This is a genomic window from Actinoplanes sp. NPDC049599, assembly GCF_044465625.1.
Lineage (GTDB): Bacteria > Actinomycetota > Actinomycetes > Mycobacteriales > Micromonosporaceae > Actinoplanes.
In genome coordinates, this window is sequence record NZ_JBITLX010000010.1 from 83,480 (window position 1) to 100,413 (window position 16,934).

17 protein-coding genes are annotated in these 16,934 nt (G+C 73.2%); 8 read left to right on the plus strand and 9 right to left on the minus strand.

Going from position 1 to position 16,934, the window contains the following annotated elements:
- Positions 1 to 17: 17 nt before the first annotated feature.
- The 5 genes from ACIBQZ_RS19795 to ACIBQZ_RS19815 form a co-directional block, all read right to left on the minus strand.
- On the minus strand, positions 18 to 710 hold the full coding sequence (locus ACIBQZ_RS19795; RefSeq protein WP_396090174.1) for an NUDIX hydrolase: 693 nt from the start codon (positions 708 to 710) through the stop codon (positions 18 to 20).
- 67 nt (positions 711 to 777) lie between these two features.
- Entirely contained in the window at positions 778 to 1,614 is an 837-nt protein-coding gene (locus ACIBQZ_RS19800) for a hypothetical protein (protein WP_396090175.1), read from the minus strand.
- A gap of 127 nt (positions 1,615 to 1,741) precedes the next feature.
- Positions 1,742 to 3,112 (minus strand): ABC transporter substrate-binding protein, encoded by a 1,371-nt coding sequence (locus ACIBQZ_RS19805; RefSeq protein WP_396090176.1) that lies wholly within the window; start codon positions 3,110 to 3,112, stop codon positions 1,742 to 1,744.
- Positions 3,112 to 4,065 (minus strand): carbohydrate ABC transporter permease, encoded by a 954-nt coding sequence (locus ACIBQZ_RS19810; RefSeq protein WP_396090177.1) that lies wholly within the window; start codon positions 4,063 to 4,065, stop codon positions 3,112 to 3,114. Before ACIBQZ_RS19810 ends, ACIBQZ_RS19805 begins: the two co-directional genes overlap by 1 nt.
- 9 nt (positions 4,066 to 4,074) lie before the next feature.
- Positions 4,075 to 5,004 carry a carbohydrate ABC transporter permease gene (locus ACIBQZ_RS19815; RefSeq protein WP_396090178.1) on the minus strand — a complete coding sequence of 310 codons (930 nt, stop codon included), beginning with the start codon at positions 5,002 to 5,004 and terminating at the stop codon, positions 4,075 to 4,077.
- 297 nt (positions 5,005 to 5,301) lie between these two features.
- Between ACIBQZ_RS19815 and ACIBQZ_RS19820 the strand changes: the two genes are divergently transcribed.
- The 8 genes from ACIBQZ_RS19820 (at position 5,302) to ACIBQZ_RS19855 (ending at position 11,462) form a co-directional block, all read left to right on the plus strand.
- The gene (locus ACIBQZ_RS19820; protein ID WP_396090179.1) at positions 5,302 to 6,396 is read left to right on the plus strand and encodes a LacI family DNA-binding transcriptional regulator; all 1,095 of its coding nucleotides are present in this window, start codon (positions 5,302 to 5,304) and stop codon (positions 6,394 to 6,396) included.
- A 118-nt stretch (positions 6,397 to 6,514) separates the two neighbouring features.
- Positions 6,515 to 7,459, plus strand: a complete 945-nt coding sequence (locus ACIBQZ_RS19825) for an ABC transporter ATP-binding protein (RefSeq protein ID WP_396090180.1) — start codon at positions 6,515 to 6,517, stop codon at positions 7,457 to 7,459.
- On the plus strand, positions 7,456 to 8,253 hold the full coding sequence (locus ACIBQZ_RS19830; protein ID WP_396090181.1) for an ABC transporter permease: 798 nt from the start codon (positions 7,456 to 7,458) through the stop codon (positions 8,251 to 8,253). Before ACIBQZ_RS19825 ends, ACIBQZ_RS19830 begins: the two co-directional genes overlap by 4 nt.
- A gap of 20 nt (positions 8,254 to 8,273) precedes the next feature.
- Complete coding sequence (locus ACIBQZ_RS19835) at positions 8,274 to 9,497, plus strand: sensor histidine kinase (RefSeq protein WP_396090182.1); 1,224 nt, start codon at positions 8,274 to 8,276, stop codon at positions 9,495 to 9,497.
- Positions 9,494 to 10,120 (plus strand): DNA-binding response regulator, encoded by a 627-nt coding sequence (locus ACIBQZ_RS19840; protein ID WP_396090183.1) that lies wholly within the window; start codon positions 9,494 to 9,496, stop codon positions 10,118 to 10,120. The genes ACIBQZ_RS19835 and ACIBQZ_RS19840 overlap by 4 nt, the downstream gene beginning before the upstream one ends.
- Positions 10,121 to 10,236: 116 nt before the next feature.
- A complete protein-coding gene (locus ACIBQZ_RS19845; RefSeq protein ID WP_396090184.1) occupies positions 10,237 to 10,440 on the plus strand; it encodes a hypothetical protein in 204 nt (67 codons plus the stop codon).
- Complete coding sequence (locus tag ACIBQZ_RS19850; RefSeq protein WP_396090185.1) at positions 10,437 to 10,814, plus strand: type II toxin-antitoxin system death-on-curing family toxin; 378 nt, start codon at positions 10,437 to 10,439, stop codon at positions 10,812 to 10,814. Before ACIBQZ_RS19845 ends, ACIBQZ_RS19850 begins: the two co-directional genes overlap by 4 nt.
- A gap of 9 nt (positions 10,815 to 10,823) precedes the next feature.
- The gene (locus tag ACIBQZ_RS19855) at positions 10,824 to 11,462 is read left to right on the plus strand and encodes a hypothetical protein (protein ID WP_396090186.1); all 639 of its coding nucleotides are present in this window, start codon (positions 10,824 to 10,826) and stop codon (positions 11,460 to 11,462) included.
- Here ACIBQZ_RS19855 and ACIBQZ_RS19860 read toward each other — a convergent pair.
- From ACIBQZ_RS19860 to ACIBQZ_RS19875, 4 genes are all read right to left on the minus strand, one after another.
- Positions 11,449 to 12,765 carry an SGNH/GDSL hydrolase family protein gene (locus ACIBQZ_RS19860; RefSeq protein WP_396090187.1) on the minus strand — a complete coding sequence of 439 codons (1,317 nt, stop codon included), beginning with the start codon at positions 12,763 to 12,765 and terminating at the stop codon, positions 11,449 to 11,451. The two genes, ACIBQZ_RS19855 and ACIBQZ_RS19860, sit on opposite strands and share 14 nt — an antisense overlap.
- A gap of 65 nt (positions 12,766 to 12,830) precedes the next feature.
- A complete protein-coding gene (locus ACIBQZ_RS19865; RefSeq protein ID WP_396090188.1) occupies positions 12,831 to 13,433 on the minus strand; it encodes a TetR/AcrR family transcriptional regulator in 603 nt (200 codons plus the stop codon).
- Positions 13,430 to 15,370, minus strand: a complete 1,941-nt coding sequence (locus ACIBQZ_RS19870; protein WP_396090189.1) for an acetyl/propionyl/methylcrotonyl-CoA carboxylase subunit alpha — start codon at positions 15,368 to 15,370, stop codon at positions 13,430 to 13,432. Before ACIBQZ_RS19870 ends, ACIBQZ_RS19865 begins: the two co-directional genes overlap by 4 nt.
- Before the next feature lie 11 nt (positions 15,371 to 15,381).
- Positions 15,382 to 16,917: an acyl-CoA carboxylase subunit beta gene (locus tag ACIBQZ_RS19875; RefSeq protein WP_396090333.1), complete on the minus strand. Its 1,536-nt coding sequence runs from the start codon at positions 16,915 to 16,917 to the stop codon at positions 15,382 to 15,384.
- Positions 16,918 to 16,934: the final 17 nt, after the last annotated feature.

The window sequence follows — 16,934 nt, forward strand, 5'->3', positions numbered from 1 at the left end:
GCGTCTGTGGGGCCGGCTCAGCGCGAGCCGGCCCGCATGATCGGCGGATTGAGCGTGACGGCCGGCCCGGCCCGGTAGAGCGCCGCGGGGCGGCCGGTCGCGGGGGACCGCTTGGTGTCGGTGGGCTCGACGAAACCCTCGGTGTTGATGACCTTCCGGCTGAAGTTGCGCGGGTCCAGCGGCTCGCCCCAGACCACCTCGTAGACCGAGCGCAGGTCACCGATGGTGAACTCGGGCGGGCAGAACCTCGTCGCCAGCGTGGTCAGCTCCAGCCGCTGCCGGGCGCGCTCGACGGCGTCGTCGAGGATCCGGTCGTGGTCGAAGGCCAGGCTGCCGCGCACCTTGTCGACCGGGACCCAGGCGGCGCTGCGGGCGTCCGACCCGGCGGTCGGGATCGGCAGGTCGGGCATGATCGCCAGGTACGCCACGCTGACCACCCGGCCGCGCGGGTCGCGGTCGGGGTCGCCGTACACCGCGAACTGCTCCAGGTGCATGTTCCTGCCGTCGAGGCCGGTCTCCTCGTGGAGCTCCCGGGCCGCGGCGGCGTCGATGCTCTCGTCGGTGTGGACGAAGCCGCCGGGCAGGGCGGGCTGGCCGATGAAGGGCTTGTTGCCGCGGGTGATGACAAGCGCCTGCAGGGCACCCTCGCGGACGGTGAGCACGGCGAGGTCCGCCGCGATGCGGAGCTGAGCGTGGTCCCGGGTGGTCACCCGAGGAGCATAGCTTGATGTTGTTCTGACATGAACCGGCCCGCGCTCGTGACCGGTGGCCCGTGCGTCACCAACCACCGGCGAAGAAGGCCGCGAGCGCCGGCGCCGGGTCCGCCGCGGTGGCCGTGTTCGCCAGCGCGATCACCATCAGGATCAGCGACGTCACCGCCGTGAGCACGCCGAACGACGCCCGGCTGCGCCTGGTCGCCCGGTCGGCCGCGGTCGCCCTGCTGAACCGCCGCCAGGCCGCCACGCTCAGCACGACCAGGCTCGCCGCGACGATCGCGGCGATCAGGGCCATCGCCACGTGGTACCGCGCGAAGTCGTCGATCATCACCGCGAGCGCCGGCGGGGTCCGGCCGCCCGGCGCCGGGGCTGCTGCGATCCGTTGCCTGACCTGATCCAGCGTGCCGGTCAGCTCGGCGTCGGCGGTGTTCCCGGTGAGCATCGGCAGCAGCGAGGCGAAGGGTGCCACCGCCCCCTGGACGTTGGCCATCACCGTCACCAGCGCGAGCAGCCCGAGCGCCGTGACCAGGGCGCCGGCCGACGCGAGGGCGGCCCTGCCCCGCCGGCCGATCGCGTCGGCCCGCTGGTACGCCTGCCGGAGCAGGACACCGAGCGCGACGAGCACGACCAGCAGCAGCGCGGCGATCCCGGCCTTGACCACGTGGTAGCGGAACCAGTAGTCGACCACCTGCTCCAGGCGCGGGGAGAAGGCCGGCGCCCCGGAGTGCCAGTACTCGACGAAGGCCGCGCGGAGCGCCTCGGTGAGATCGCGCTCGTCGCCGATGCCGGCGCTCGACCGGGCCCCCGCCAGGGTGGGCGGGGCGAGGACGAAGGCGACGGCGAGGAGCACAGCGACGGCGGCGAGGCTACCCAGCTTCCGGCCCGGGATGGTCAGCACCGCTCGCACGGTAGCCCACGCTGTCATCCACCGGCCGCCTCGCGACGGACGGGCGCGTGGACTTCCCGAGTCGGATCGAGGACGCGGCGCTGACCGGGCGGCGCCGCGGCAGGGCGGGACGGCGGGCCTACCGGGTGACCTTGAACAGCTCGTTCAGCTGGTTGTTGAGCTCGGTGAGGCTGGACACCGGCGACGAGCCGATGTAGACGCCGTCCAGCCGCGGCCGCATCAGCGCCAGGATGTCGGCGGCGTTGGTGGTGACCGGGAACAGGAAGGTCGTCTTGTCGCGTACCTGGTCGGTGAACGCCGTGACGTCCAGGTCGCGCTCGGCCTTGTTGTAGGCGATGGCCAGCTCGGTGCCCTTGGGCCGGGCCGGGAACACCACCCCGGACTCGCCGATGATGTTCTGGCACTGCTCGCCGGAGAGGAACTTGACCCACTTCGCGGCGTCGACCGGCTGCTTGCTCAGCGTGGTGATGGAGTCGGCCAGCCCGTTGAACATCGAGGCGCGCTTGCCGGTGGGGCCGATCGGGGTCGGCGCGATGCCGATGTCGAGCTTCTTGCCGGCGGAGTCGGTGAGCTTGCTGAACGTCGAGATCATCCAGGAGCCGCTCAGGCCGGTCGCCGCGATGCCGGACTGGATCTGCTTGTCCGTGCCGATCGCGTTGGCGCCGCCGATCGCCGCGAAGCTGGGCATGTACCCCTTCTGCGCCAGGCCGAAGTACCACCGCAGGGTGTCCTGGAAGACCGGCTGGTCGAGGTTGAAGCGGGTGCCCCACGGGTTCTTGTCGAGCGCCTGCCAGCCGGCGCTGCCGGTGAAGGCGGACCACTGGGTCTGGCCCCAGCCGCCCCCGCCGGCGCCCTCGGAGGCCAGCCCGTACGTCTTGACGTGGCTCTTGTCGAAGCCGGGCTCGTCGCCGCGGACGCCGTTGACGTCGACGGTCAGGTGCGCGATCGCCTTCTCGAAGGTGCCGCCGTCCACCGGGTTCCAGGACAGGGTCTCCAGGGTGGCCGGTTCGATGCCGGCGGCCCGCAGCGCGGCGCGGTCGTAGAACATCGCGATCGTGTCCCAGTCCTTCGGCGTGCCGTACCGCTTGCCGTCCTGGCCCTTCCAGAGCTCGGCCAGGCCCGCCTGGTAGTCGGCGTCCCGGACGTCGGCGGTGGGCGCCAGGTCGTCCAGCGGGCGCAGCACCTTGAGGTCGACGAACTGGGCGTACTTCGACAGGTGGTCGGTGAAGACGTCGGGCGCGGTGTCGGCGATGAAGCCGGCGGTGAGCTTGGACCAGTAGTCGTCCCAGCCGTACTGCGAGATGCGGATCCGCAGCCCCGGGTTCTGCTGCTGGAACGCGTCCGCGCACTTCTGGTACCCGGGCTGCTGCCCGGAGTCCCAGAGCCAGTACTCGATGGTGCCCGTGGTGCCGCCGGTGCCGGCGCCGCCGCAGGCGGTCAGGAGGGTCAGGGCGAGGGCGGCCGCGGTGGCGCGCAGGTTCCTGGACATCACTTGATCCCGCTGAAGCCGATGGAGTTGACGATGCGCCGGGCGAAGAGCATGAAGAGGATCAGCATGGGCAGCGCGGCGACCAGCGTGGCCGCCATCAGCCCGGACCAGTCCGGCCCGGTCTGCGGGGTCTGCGACTTGAAGACCCCGAGCGCGACCGTGAGCACCCTCGAGTTGTCGGTGTAGCTGACCATGAGCGGCCAGAAGTACTCGTTCCACGAGGTGATGTAGGTCAGGATCGCCAGCGTGGTGATCGGCGCCCAGGACATCGGGATGATCAGGCGGAAGAAGACCCGGACCTTGGAGGCGCCCTCGACCAGCGCGGCCTCCTCGACCTCGCGGGAGATGCCGAGGAAGAACTGGCGCAGGAAGAAGACCGCGAACGGCGTCATCAGCATCGACGGCAGGGCGATGCCGAGCAGCGTGTCGACCAGGCCGAGCTGCTTGATCAGGACGAAGTTCGGCAGCAGCGTGAAGATCGCCGGAATCATGAGCCCGGCCAGGAAGAACGCGAAGACCTTCTCCCGGTGCCGCCACTGCAGGCGGGCGAAGGCGTACGCGGCCATCGCGGAGAAGAACACCTGGCCGGCGGTGATCAGGGTGGACACCACCACGGAATTGAACAGGTACCGCCAGAAGTTGATCGGCTGCCCGGCCCCGCCGGCGTCGATCGCCTCCTGGCCGGTCTGGATGCCGAAGACCCGCTCGAAGCCGCCCGCCGAGGGCTGCACCGGCAGCAGGCTGTCGGTGCCGGAGTAGAGCGCGTTGTTGCTGGACAGCGCGGTGCGCAGCATCCAGTAGAACGGGAACAGGCTGACCAGGATGACCAGCATCAGGAAGAGCCAGGCGAGCAGCCGGCCGACGCTGAACCGGCGCGGCACCGGCGCCTCGGCCGGCCGGACTGCGGTGTCGGCTCCGGTCGTGGCGACCGGGGGAGTGGTAACGGTGGCCATGTCCCCTCCTCAGTTCAGGTCGGACTGCTCGGCGCGGGTGAGCCGGTACTGGATGAAGGTGATGACGACCAGCACGACGAGCAGGGCCACCGACATCGCGGAGGCGTAGCCGAACTGGAAACGCCCGAACGCGACGTCGTAGATGTAGTACTGCAGCACCCGGGACGAGTCGACCGGCCCGCCGCGGGTGGTCACCGCGACCGTGTCGAACACCTGGAACGAGCCGACCACGGTGATGATCAGGACCAGCGCCAGGATCGGGCGCAGCAGCGGGACGGTGATGCTGCGGAACATCCGGATCTCGCTCGCGCCGTCCACCCGGCCGGCCTCGTACATGGTCTCCGGGATGGTCTGCAGGCCGGCGAAGATGAGCAGCGCGGTGTAGCCGACGTGGCGCCAGGCGTTGATCAGCGCGATGGTCGGGATGACCCAGGCGTCCGAGGACAGGAAGGCGATCCGGTCCACGCCGATGACCTCCAGCGCGGTGTTGCCGATGCCCAGCTGGTAGTCCAGGATCCACAGGAAGATCAGCGCGGCGACCACGTTGGAGACCAGGTACGGCGTGAGCACGATCCCGCGCAGCCAGGTGCTCTTGGTGAGCCGCTGCATCATCACGGCGATGACCAGGGCGAGCACGGTCTGGATGCCGATGTTGAGGATGACGTAGTAGACGGTCACCCGCATCGAGTTCCAGAACACCGGGTCCTGCGCCATCCGGACGTAGTTGTCCAGCCCGTTGAACTCCGGCGGGGTGAGCAGGTTGAACCGGGTGAAGCTGAGATAGATGCCCCGGGCGGTCGGCCAGAGCAGGAAGACCACGAAGCCGATGAACGCGGGCAGGATGAACAGGAGAGCCAGCCCGGTGTCGTCCCGGCGGCGGTTCCTGCGGCTGTGGGCGGGGCCGGTGCGGTCCCGAGCGGTCGGCACTGTGGTCGTCATCGGTCACTCCTTCGCCGGGACTGCTGCCGGGCAGTCGTCGGTCGCCCCGATGGCTCCGGGCGGCCGGCGGCAGGGTGCGCCGGGCCGGATCGCTCCGTCAGGCCGGCGCTGCGGACCACCACCTGGCCGAGGTGGGTCCGAGGAGAGGTGCTCCCGGACGGGCCTCCGGGTGCTAAACAATTAGCGTGAGTGTCCTGCGCGTTCCGAGCGCATGTCAAGGCACTCGTAATGGTCCGGAAATCCCGCCGTGATCCACCGGAAATTGATCAGGCGGGCCGGGAATCGGAGCTGATGCCGGTGGGAAAGCGGGGGCGGGTCACCCTGCGGGACGTCGCCGCGCGGGCGGGCGTGTCCGCCACCACCGCGTCCTTCGTGCTGTCCGGGCGGCGGGACATGCGCATCTCGGCGGGCACCGAGGAGCGGGTCTTCCAGGCCGCCCGGACGCTGGACTACCGGCGCCACCTGGTGCCGCGGACGACGGTGCCGGCCGGGGCGCCGACCGTCGGGCTCATCTGCGACGTGATCGCCACCGAGTCGTTCGCCGGGGAACTGCTGCGCGGGTGCATCGCCGCCGCCACCGACCGGGGCCACCTGGTGCTGATGGCCGACACCGAGGGCGTCGGCAACCTGGAGGCCTCGGCGGTCCAGGCGCTGCTGTCCCGCGGCGTCGACCGGTTCATCTACGCGACCATGGCGACCTCGGTCCGGTCCGTGCCCGAGCCGCTGCGCGACCGGCGGCTGGTGCTGGCCAACTGCGTGGACCCCACGCTGGCCGTGCCGGCGGTCGTACCGGATGACGGCAGGGGCGGGCGCACCGCCGCGAAGGCGCTGGCCGACGCCGGGCACACCACCGGCATCTGGCTGGTGGGGGAGGTGCCCGCGCACGCCGTCGCCGGCCGGCGGCGGCGGGCCGGCGTCGAGGAGGGCCTGCGCGCCGCCGGGCTCCGGCTGGCCGGCCGGGTGCCGTGCGCCTGGTGGCCGCAGGCGGCCCGCGCCGCCCTCACCGACCTGTTCCGTGCGGGCTGGTGGGACACCGCGCGGCCGACCGCGGTGATCACCATGAACGACCGGACGGCGATGGGCGTTTATCAGGCCGTCGCGGCGGCCGGGCTGACCGTTCCGGACGACCTTTCGGTGATCTCCTTCGACAACTCCGATATTGCCCGCTGGCTCGACCCGGAATTGTCGAGCATCAATCTGCCGTACTTTGATCTCGGCCGCCGGGCGGTGGAACTGCTGCTGGCCGGCGACGCCGAGCCGCGGGTGCGGGAGCTGCCGATGCGGCTGCGGTCGCGGGCCTCGGTGGCGGCGCCGGCGCGCACCACCGGGCCGGCCGGCCGCCGGCCACGGCCCGCGATGCGCGCGGAGCAGCCGCTGACAGACCTCGGATGACACCGGCCCGCGGGCCGTCCGGCGGCTGACATTTGTCATGGGCCACCGGCGCGTTCCGCATCTGCGCCGATGAGGATCGGCACTTCACCGCGGCACGGCGGGTCCCGAGACTCGAACCATGAGAAACCCGACGTCTGATGTCGCCGTCGAGGCGCATGACCTGAGCCGCCGCTACGGCGGTGCGGGCGGATTCGAGGCCGTCCGCGCGGTGTCGTTCGCGGTGCCGCGCGGACAGCTGTGGGCGCTGCTCGGCACCAACGGCGCGGGCAAGACCTCCACGATGGAGATGATCGAGGGCCTCGCCCGGCCCAGTTCCGGCACGGTGCGGGTGCTCGGCCACGATCCGTACGCCCAGCGCGCGGCGGTGCGGCCGCGGACCGGGGTGATGCTGCAGGAGGGTGGTTTCCCGGCCGACCTCACCGTCGCCGAGACCGTGCGCATGTGGGCCGGCACGCTGCGCGCCGCCCGCCCGGTCGAGGAGGCGCTCGACGCGGTCGCGCTGGCTCCGGCCGTACGGGTCAAGCAGCTCTCCGGCGGCGAACGCCGGCGCCTCGACCTGGCCCTGGCCATCCTCGGACGCCCGGAGGTGCTGTTCCTCGACGAGCCGACCACCGGGCTCGACCCGCACGGCCGCCGCGACACCCACGCCCTGATCCGGCGCCTGCGCGACGAGGGCGTCACCGTGCTCCTCACCACCCACTACCTCGAGGAGGCGCAGGACCTGGCGGACCGGCTCGCCGTGCTGCACCGGGGCGGGATCGTCGCGGCCGGCTCGGTGACCGACATCGTCGCCGCCCATCCGGCCCGGATCGGCTTCGTCCTGCGGCCGCCGGAACAGGCCGAACGGCTTCCCGAGCTGCCCGGCAACTGCCGCCTGGAGGTCGGCGCGGACGGCCGGGTCGTCGTGCGCACCGATCGCCTGCAGGCCTGCCTGACCGTGCTGCTGCAGTGGGCCACCCGGCTCGGCGTCGACCTGCACCAGCTGGATGCCCGGTCGGCCTCGTTGCAGGAGGCCTTCCTGGCCATCACCGCGTCCGAACCGATCCGGGAGGCTGTGTCATGACGCTCACCGACCACGCTCGCCTGTGGAGCGACGGCGCGGGTGGCCGGGTCCGTTCCCTGGCCCGCGCCGAGCTGCTGCTGCTCTGGCGCAACCGCATGACGCTGCTGCACGTGCTGTTCACCCCGGTGGCCTTCGTCGCGTTGCTCGCCTCGGCGAACACCGGGGACGGCGCGCTGGCGCTGACCGCGCTCTTCGGGTTCCTGCTGCTGAGCACGGTCTACCACCCGCTGGTCAGCACCTACGTGGCCCGCCGGGAGTCGCTGGTGCTCAAGCGGCTGCGCGTCGGCGAGCTGACCGACGGCGAGATCCTGGCCGGCGCCGCGGTCCCGGTGGTGCTCGTCGGGCTCGCGCAGGCGGTGCTGGCCGTCGGGGCCGGCGCGCTCCTGCTCGGGCTGCCCACCCCGGTGAACCCGCCGCTGCTGCTGCTCGGCATGGCCGGCGGGCTGGTGTTGTTCACGGTGCTGGCCGCCGCCTCGGCGGCCTTCACGGCGACCGTGGAGCTGGCCCAGATCACCACCCTGCCCGTGCTGCTCGCCTGCATGCTGGGCTCGGGGCTGATGCTGCCGCGGGAGTCGCTGCCCGGGCCGGTGGCGGCGGTCGCGGAGTACCTGCCGCTGACGCCGGTCGTCGAGCTGCTGCGCCTAGGCTGGCTGGGCACCGCCGATGACGGCGCGCCGGCGGACTTCGCGGGCACGACCGGTGCCGCCGGCCTGCCCGTGGTGATCCTCGCTGCCTGGGTGATGCTCGCGGTTGGCGCGGTGCGCCGCCGGTTCCGCTGGGAGCCACGCTCATAACCACGGAAGGGCGATGCCGGATGGACGTGACGGCCTGGTGGCGTACCCGTGGCCAGGCGGCCCGCCTTGATCTCTACCTGCGCGGGTCGTTCTACCTCAGCGCGGTGCTGCTGCCGTTGCTGGTCGCCGTGGGGGTGCTGCCGGAGCTCGGCGGGCCGGTCGCCGCGGGCGCGGTGCTGGGGCTGCTCGCCGTGCACACCGCCGCGTGTCTGGCGCTCACCCACGCCGGGACGAACCACTACCTGGGCGAGGGGCCCCGGCCGGTCCGGCTGACGGCGGCCACCGGCGTGCTGACGGTGGCGGGCGGGGTGGCGGTCCTGCTCGCCTATCCGGAGCCGACGCCCGGTCACCCCGACGGTCCCGCGAACGCCCTGCTGCTCGTGCTCTCGGTGGCGTTCGTGGCCGCGTTGTCGACCACGGTCGCGCCACGGGTGGCGCTGGCCGCCGGCGCCGTGGTCTGCGCCGGCGGCTTCGCGGTGTCCTGGGCGCAGGGTGCGGCGCAACCGTGGGCGACGGCCCTGGCGATGGGCGCCCTGATCGTGTTCGTGGTGCCCGCGTACCGGGTCTCCATCTGGATGCTCAGGACGGTGCGGGAGCTGGAACGTTCGCACCAGGTGCGGGCGAGCCTGGCCGTCGCGGAGGAGCGGCTGCGGTTCTCCCGGGACCTGCACGACGTGCTCGGCCGGACCCTGTCGGTGCTCGCGCTCAAGGCGGAGCTGGCGGCGCAGCTGTCCCGGCGCGGCCAGGCGCAGGCCGTCGACGAGATGCTGGAGGTGCGCCGGATCGCCCAGGAGTCGCTGACCGAGCTGCGGGCGGTGGCCGGCGGATACCGCGCGGCCGACCTGGACGTGGAGCTCGCCGGCGCCCGCTCGCTGCTCGGCTCGGCGGGCATCGCCTGCCGGGTCAGCGGGGACGGCGCCGGCCTGTCCCCGCTGGTGCAGGGGATGCTCGGCTGGGCCGTACGCGAGGGGACGACCAACGTGCTGCGGCACAGCGAGGCCGGCGACTGCACCATCACCCTGCACACCGACGACGGCGGTACGGTGACGCTGATGATGGAGAACGACGGTGTCGCCGGGCCACCGCAGCCCGGCACCGACCGGGTGCGGTACGGCGGCGGGCTGACCGGGCTCACCGAACGGATCGCCGGACAGGGCGGCGTCGTGGTCGCCGAGCGGCCCGGACCGGACCGGTTCCGGCTCACCGCGCGGCTGCCGGCGAGCACCCCGCCGGCCCATCCGTGACCCCGAACCGGCCGGAGCCGATCCGGATCCTGCTCGCCGACGACGAGCACCTGATCCGCGGCGCGCTGGCCGCGCTGCTGGCGCTCGAGGACGACCTCGCGGTGATCGCCCAGGCCGCGACCGGCGCGGAGGCCCTCGCGATGGCCCGCGCCCTGCGACCCGAGGTGGCCGTCATCGACCTGCAACTGCCCGACCTGGACGGCGTGACGGTGGCCGGCCTGATCCAGCAGGACGTGCCGGCCTGCCACACGATGATCGTCACCAGCCACGGCCTGCCCGGCCACCTCAAGCGGGCGCTCGCTGCGGGCGTCCGCGGCTTCCTGCCCAAGACCGTCTCCACCGAGACCCTCGCCGCGGTGGTCCGCACCGTCCACGGCGGCGGCCGGTACGTCGACCCGCAACTCGCCGCCGAGGCGATCAGCGCCGGCGACAGCCCGCTGACCCCGCGGGAGGCGCACGTGCTCGACCTGGCCGCCGACGGCGCCGCCGTCGAGGAGATCGCCCGGCGGGCCGCGCTGTCACCCGGGACGGTCCGCAACTACCTATCCGCGGCGGCGGGGAAGGTCGGCGCGGCGAACCGCCACGAGGCCGTCCGGATCGCCCGTGGCAAGGGCTGGATCTGAGCGCTCACCGGCGGCCGTACGGCGGTCGGTTGATGGTGAGTTTCGCCCCCGCGGGGCCGCTTGACGTGGCACTTTGCGTTGTCGCTGAGTGGTGCCACTCTGGTACCATCCGAGACATGGCGATGAACTTTCGACCCCCGGATGCGCTGGCGGAACGACTCCGCGCGCAGGCCGAGAGCGAGCACCTCAGCGTGCAGGCGCTCCTGGTGAAGATGGCGGAGGACTATCTCAGCCGCCACACGAAGAAGGCGATGATCAGCCGCGAGGTGGCGGTGGTGCGGACGAACTTCGCCGACGCGTTGCGGCGCCTGGGCGAGTGATATATCTCGATGCCGAAGATCTGGTCGACATCGCCGTGGCGGTGCTCGACACGCAGCCGGTGGTGATCCGTGACGTCGGGCTGTTGTCGATGTCGGCGCACCGGCCGCAGGCGCAGGTGTGCGGGCATGAGCCGTACCCGACCGTTGCCGACAAAGCAGCGGCCCTTCTGGTGTCGATCTGTATGAACCGTCCGCTGCAGGACGGCAACAAACGTCTGGCGCTGGCGGCGGCGTGGGTGTTCTGCGGCCTCAATACCGGGAGGCAGCCCGGCATGAGCAATGACGATGCGTACAACCTGGTGATGGGTGTGGCACAGGGCCGGCTTGATGTGCCGGAGGTCGCGGCCGCCTTGCGGGAGGCAGGCATCAACTAGATTCAGCGCATGGCCCTGCTGCACCGCGCGGAACTGACCCCGACCAAACTTGAGCTGCTGGCCGGCTGGCTGGCCGGCCGGCCCTGGTATCAGGGGCAGCCCGAGGCCGAGCTCGTGCGGGTCGCCGCCTACCGCTTCGACGACCCGGCCGGCGCGGTCGGGCTCGAGACGATGCTGGTGCGCGCCGGTGACGGTCCCGTGCTGCAGGTCCCGCTCAGCTACCGCGGCGCGCCCCTGGAGGGCGCCGCGGACTTCCTCGTCGGCACGACCGAGCACTCGGTGCTGGGTCGCCGCTGGGTCTACGACGCCTGCGGCGACCCGGTCTACGCCGCGACGCTGTCCCGGGTCATCCACGCCGGCGGCACCCAGGCGGAGGAGTTCTTCGAGGTCGACGGGCGGCGGGAGACCCGGGCGCCGGGCATGGTGGTCAGCGGCAGCGGCACCGGGGACGCCCCGGTGCCGGCCGCCGGGGCCGTGCGCCGGGTCGTCGACGAGGACCCGACCGTGATCGTGACCGACGAGGTGGAGCTGGCCGTGCTGCGCCGGCTCGGCACCCGGGAGCGGGTGACCGGCCCGGTGCTGACCGGCACCTGGGACGACCGGCTGCCCCTGCCGCTGGCCTACGCGGTGCCTCTCAGCCCGCGCTGACCCGGTCGCCGAGGCCCTGGAGCAGGCGCAGCGGCACCGCGTCGGCCATCGCCTGCATGCCGGCGTCGTTGGGGTGCAGGTGGTCGCCGCTGTCGTACCGCGCGAGGATGCGCTGCGGCTGGGCCGGGTCGCGCACCGCCCGGTCGAAGTCGATGACGCCGTCGTACTCGCCGCTGGTGCGGATCCACCGGTTGACCGCGGCGCGCTTGGCCTCGTTCGCCTCGCTGTAGTAGCCCGGGATGGTGGTGTCCTGGAACGGCGTCAGGGTGGCGCCGAGGATCCGCAGGCCGCGTTCGTGCGCGCGGGCGATCAGCTGCCGGTGGCCGGTGATCAGCTCCGCCACGGTGACCGCCTCCGCCGGCGGCGCGATCGAGGTGGGCTGGCCGATGTCGTTGATGCCGAGCAGCACGATCACCGCCCGGGCGCCGGGCTGGGCGAGCACGTCGCGGTCGAAGCGGCTCAGCGCGCTGTCGCCGAACAGCGGCCCGATGCCGGCGAACGGGGTGCCGGGCAGCGTGTTGCCGTCGTACAGCAGCCGGTTGCCGCCGATGCCCTTGTTGAGCACGCCGACCGTGCGTAGCGGGTCGTGCTCCTGCAACCGGCGGGCCAGGAAGTCGGGCCAGCGGTGGTTGGCGTCGATGGTGGTGATCGCGCCGTCGGTGATGGAGTCGCCGAACGCCACCACCGCGGCCGAGCGCGGCGCGGCGGCGACGCTGACCCCGGACAGGAAGTGCCAGGACGTCGTGGTGGTGCCGGTCAGCGTGGGGGAGCGGGTGACGTTGCCGGCGGCGAGGTAACTGGTCTGGAACGCCGAGCCGTGCACGGTCGCGGCGGCGGTGCGCTCCGGCAGGTGGATGCTCACCACCAGGTTCGTCAGCGCCGGTACGGCCAGCGACACCGGATCGCTGAGCGCGGGCGCGCCGGGCGGGATGCGGACCGAGGACCGTCCGCCGAAGGTGAGCCGCCGGTCGGTGCCCGGCACGAGCTGCGTGCCGCCGGCGTGCCGGGCGATCCGCGCCTCGCCGATCACCAGGGGCGTGCTGCCGTACTCGTTGGACAGCCGCACCCGCAGCGAGCGGCCCGCGATGCTGGTGTGCACGAGCTGGCGCAGGGTCTGGTCCTCGAACACGGTCTGCGGCTGCGGCGGGGTGGCCGCGGCGGTCACCGCCGTGGTCCAGGTGCCGGTCCAGGCGGCCGGCCGCTCGGCGGCGACGGCCGAGCCGGTCAGGGTGAGGGTCGCGGCGGCGAACGTGGCGACCGCGGCGGTGCCGAGGTTCCGGAGTCGGGTGGTGGCTGCTGTCATCGTCGACCTCCTTGTCCGGACCAGCCCAGCTCAGCGCCGCGGGCGTGTCAAGACATCGACGGGCGTCACCTTGTGGCGGGCCCGGCCAGGGCCGCCGCCAGCTGGTCCGACCACACCCGGACGACCCGGGCGCGCCGCCGGGAGTCGTCGGTGAGCACGTCGGCCAGGGCCAGCCCGCGGGCCAGGTCGAGGGTGGCCTGGATGAGCCCGCGCACGGCCGGGTCGGCGTCGTCCACCCGGAGCAGGCGGACCGCCCGGCGGTGCACGCCCCGGGCGAAGTGCCGTTCCAGCGGCACCACCGCGGCGCGCAGCTCGGGGTCGGCGGCGGCCACTGTCCACACCTGCAGCGCGGCCCGGAACAGCTCCCCGCCGATCGCGTCGACCAGCCCCCGCACCACGGCGTGCACCCGGTCGGGGCCGGCGCCGCCGGGATCGGGCAACGCGTCGAGCAGGGCCGCCCGCTCCTCGAACATGTGCTCCAGGGCGGCCAGGATCAGCGCCTCCCGGGTCGGGAAGTGGTGCTGCACCGCGCCCCGGCTGATCCCGGCCTCGGCGGCGATGAAGGCCACCGTGGACACCTCCCAGCCGTGCCCGGCCAGGCACCGGACGGTGGTCTCCAGCAGCCGCCGCCGGGTCGCCCGCGAGCGGTCCTGCCGCGGCGAGGTCACGCGGGGGTCACCACGGCGAGCGGGGTGCCCTGGCTGACCTGCTGCCCGACCGGGACCGGCAGCTCCGCCACCGTGCCGTCCGCCGCGGCCCGCACCACGTGCTCCATCTTCATCGCCTCCAGCCAGACCAGCGACTGGCCGGCCCGCACCGGCTCGCCGATCCGGACGTCCACCCGCACCACGGTGCCGGGCATCGGCGCGACCAGCGCCCCGGCCGGCAGCTGCGCCGACGGGTCGGTGAAGCGCGGCACCCGGCGCAGCTCGACCGCACCGCGCGGGCCGTCCACGACCACCCGGTCGTCGAACCGGCCGACCGTCCAGCGGCGGCGGACCCCGTCGAGGTCGAGCACCACGGCCCCGGCGGTGGCGTCCACAAGGGAGACGCCCGGCGTGCCCGCGACCTCCAGGCCGTCCCGGCCGAAGCGGTACCGCACCTCGATCTCCCGGTCCCCGGCGGCGTACGTGCGGCTGCGGTAGCCGACCGGGATGTTGCGGAAGCCACGCGCGAGGCGGGGCCCCAGCGCGGCGTCGGACAGGGCCGCCACCAGCGCGCCGAGCTCCGGATCCAGCCCTGCCCCGGCGGTCAGCGCGGCCGGCGGGTGCGCGGCGTAGAAGCCGGTGTCCGCGGTGCCGGCCAGGAACGCCGGGTGCAGCAGGCTCGCCACCAGCAGGTCGCGGTTGGTGGTCACGCCGTGCACGCGGGTGCGGCGCAGGGCGGCGGCCAGCTGCCGGGCGGCGGCCTCGCGGGTGGCCGCGTACGCGATGACCTTGGCGAGCATGCCGTCGTAGCGGGTGCCCACGACGCTGCCCGGCTCCACCCCGGAGTCGAGGCGGATGCCGTCCAGCCCGGCGCGGCCGAACCGGGCGGTCACGTCGGGGACGTCGAAGGTCACCACGGTGCCCGTCTGCGGGCGCCAGTCGTCGACCGGGCTCTCCGCGTACAGGCGGGCCTCGACGGCGTGGCCGGTCATGGCCGGCTCCGGACCGCTCAGCGGGCGGCCCGCGGCGATGTCGAGCTGGAGGCCGACCAGGTCGGTGCCGGTGACGCACTCGGTGACCGGGTGCTCGACCTGCAGGCGGGTGTTCATCTCCAGGAACCAGAACTCGCCGCGCTCGTCGGCGAGGAACTCCACCGTGCCGGCCCCGCGATAGCCGACCGCGGCCGCGGCGTCGCGCCCCGCGGCCAGCAGGCGCTTGCGCAGGTCGCCGCCGACCCGGTCGACCAGCGGCGCGGGCGCCTCCTCGATCACCTTCTGGTGCCGGCGCTGCAGCGAGCACTCGCGTTCGCCCAGCGCCCAGACCGTGCCGTGGGCGTCGGCCAGGACCTGCACCTCGACGTGGTGGCCGGCGTCGAGGTACCGCTCGCAGAAGACGGTGGGATCGCCGAACGCGGCGGCCGCCTCCCGGGACGCCGACGCCACGGCACCGGGCAGGTCGGCCAGCGCCCGGACGATCCGCATGCCGCGCCCGCCGCCGCCGGCCGACGCCTTGACCAGCACCGGCAGCTCGGCCTCGGTGACGGCGGCCGGGTCGAGCAGGTCCAGCACCGGCAGGCCGGCGGCGGCCATCCGGCGCTTGGACTCGATCTTGGAGCCCATCACCTCGATCGCCTCGGGGGACGGCCCGATCCAGGTCAGCCCCGCCTCCTGCACCGCGCGGGCGAAGGCGGCGTTCTCGGCGAGGAAGCCGTAGCCGGGGTGGATCGCGTCGGCGCCGGCCCGGTGCGCGGCCGCGATGATCAGGTCACCGCGCAGGTACGTGTCGGTGGGCGCGGAGCCGGGCAGGTGGACGGCGCTGTCCGCCTCCCGGACGTGCGGGCTGCCGGCGTCGGGATCGGCGAAGACCGCGACCGTGCCGAGGCCACGGCGCCGGCAGGTGGCGAAGATCCGGCGGGCGATCTCGCCGCGGTTGGCGACCAGGACGGAGCTGATGGTCATGGTGGCTGCCCTCACATCCGGAAGACACCGAACGCGTCGGTGCCTCGCACTTCGGCGGTGTGGATCGCGGACAGGGCGAGGCCCAGCACGTCCCGGGTGTCCCGCGGGTCGATGATGCCGTCGTCGTAGACCAGCCCGGACAGCACCGCCGGCATCGCCTCCGCGGTGATCTGCTGCTCGATCATCTGCCGCACCACCTGCGCGCCGTCCTCGTCGAACGGCCTGCCCTGGGCCAGCGCGGATGCCCGGGAGACCATGATGCTGACGTCGGCGAGCTGCTGGGCGCCCATCACCGCCGACCGGGCACTGGGCCAGCTGAAAACGAACCGCGGGTCGTACGCGCGCCCGCACATGCCGTAGTGCCCGGCGCCGTAGGAGTTGCCGAGCAGCACCGAGATGTGCGGGACCGTCGAGTTCGCCACCGCGTTGATCATCATGGCGCCGTGCTTGATGATGCCGCCCTGCTCGTACTCTGCGCCGACCATGTAGCCGGTGGTGTTGTGCAGGAACAGCAGCGGGGTGTGCGACCGGTTGGCGAGCTGGATGAACTGGGCCGCCTTCTGCGCCTCGGCGCTGAACAGCACACCCTGGGCGTTGGCCAGGATGCCGACCGGGTAGCCGTGCAGCTGCGCCCAGCCGGTCACCAGCGAGCTGCCGTAGCGCGGCTTGACCTCGTCGAAGTCGCTGTCGTCGACGATCCGGGCGATCACCTCGCGCGGGTCGAACGGCGCCTTCAGCCCGGGCGGCACGATCGCCAGCAGGTCCTCGGCCGGATACCGCGGCGGCTTGGGCGTATCGGTGACCGGGCCGGCGGTCTTGCGCCAGTTCAGCCGGGCCACGATCCGCCGGCCCAGCCGGATGGCGTCCTGCTCGTCCACCGCGTAGTGGTCGGCCAGGCCGGACACCCGGGCGTGCATGTCGGCGCCGCCCAGCGACTCGTCGTCGGACTCCTCCCCGGTGGCGGCCTTGACCAGCGGCGGCCCGGCCAGGAAGACCTTGGACCGCCGCTCGATCATCACCACGTGGTCGCTCATCCCGGGCAGGTACGCGCCGCCGGCCGTGGAGTTGCCGAAGACCAGCGCGATGGTCGGGATGCCGGCGGCCGACAGCCGGGTCAGGTTGCGGAAGACCGCGCCGCCGGGGACGAAGACCTCCTTCTGGGTGGGCAGGTCCGCACCCCCGGACTCGACCAGCGCGAGCACCGGCAGCCTGTTCTGCAACGCGATCTCGTGCATCCGCAGCGTCTTGCGCAGCGACCACGGGTTGCTGGCGCCGCCCTTGACCGTGGGGTCGTTGGCGATCAGCAGGCACTCCACCCCGCTGACCACGCCGATTCCGGCGACGACGCTGCCGCCCACGGTGAACGGCGAGCCGTAGCCCGCCAGCGCGGCCAGCTCCAGGAACGGCGAGTCCAGGTCGAGCAGCAGCTCGATCCGCTCGCGGGCGGTCAGCTTGCCGCGGGCGTGGTGCCGGGCGACCGCCTTCTCGCCGCCACCGGCCACCGCCTTGGCGGTCTCGGCGGCGATCTCGTCCAGCGCGTCCAGCATGGACTGCCGGGCGAGCC

Excerpts from the sequence above, each read along its gene's own strand:
- ACIBQZ_RS19805 (WP_396090176.1), bottom strand. The coding sequence starts at position 3,112 with ATGTCCAGGAACCTGCGCGCCACCGCGGCCGCCCTCGCCCTGACCCTC.
- ACIBQZ_RS19810 (WP_396090177.1), bottom strand. The coding sequence starts at position 4,065 with ATGGCCACCGTTACCACTCCCCCGGTCGCCACGACCGGAGCCGACACC.
- ACIBQZ_RS19815 (WP_396090178.1), bottom strand. The coding sequence starts at position 5,004 with ATGACGACCACAGTGCCGACCGCTCGGGACCGCACCGGCCCCGCCCAC.
- ACIBQZ_RS19825 (WP_396090180.1), top strand. The coding sequence starts at position 6,515 with ATGAGAAACCCGACGTCTGATGTCGCCGTCGAGGCGCATGACCTGAGC.
- ACIBQZ_RS19830 (WP_396090181.1), top strand. The coding sequence starts at position 7,456 with ATGACGCTCACCGACCACGCTCGCCTGTGGAGCGACGGCGCGGGTGGC.
- ACIBQZ_RS19835 (WP_396090182.1), top strand. The coding sequence starts at position 8,274 with ATGGACGTGACGGCCTGGTGGCGTACCCGTGGCCAGGCGGCCCGCCTT.
- ACIBQZ_RS19845 (WP_396090184.1), top strand. The coding sequence starts at position 10,237 with ATGGCGATGAACTTTCGACCCCCGGATGCGCTGGCGGAACGACTCCGC.
- ACIBQZ_RS19855 (WP_396090186.1), top strand. The coding sequence starts at position 10,824 with ATGGCCCTGCTGCACCGCGCGGAACTGACCCCGACCAAACTTGAGCTG.
- ACIBQZ_RS19860 (WP_396090187.1), bottom strand. The coding sequence starts at position 12,765 with ATGACAGCAGCCACCACCCGACTCCGGAACCTCGGCACCGCCGCGGTC.
- ACIBQZ_RS19870 (WP_396090189.1), bottom strand. The coding sequence starts at position 15,370 with ATGACCATCAGCTCCGTCCTGGTCGCCAACCGCGGCGAGATCGCCCGC.
- ACIBQZ_RS19875 (WP_396090333.1), bottom strand. The coding sequence starts at position 16,917 with ATGCTGGACGCGCTGGACGAGATCGCCGCCGAGACCGCCAAGGCGGTG.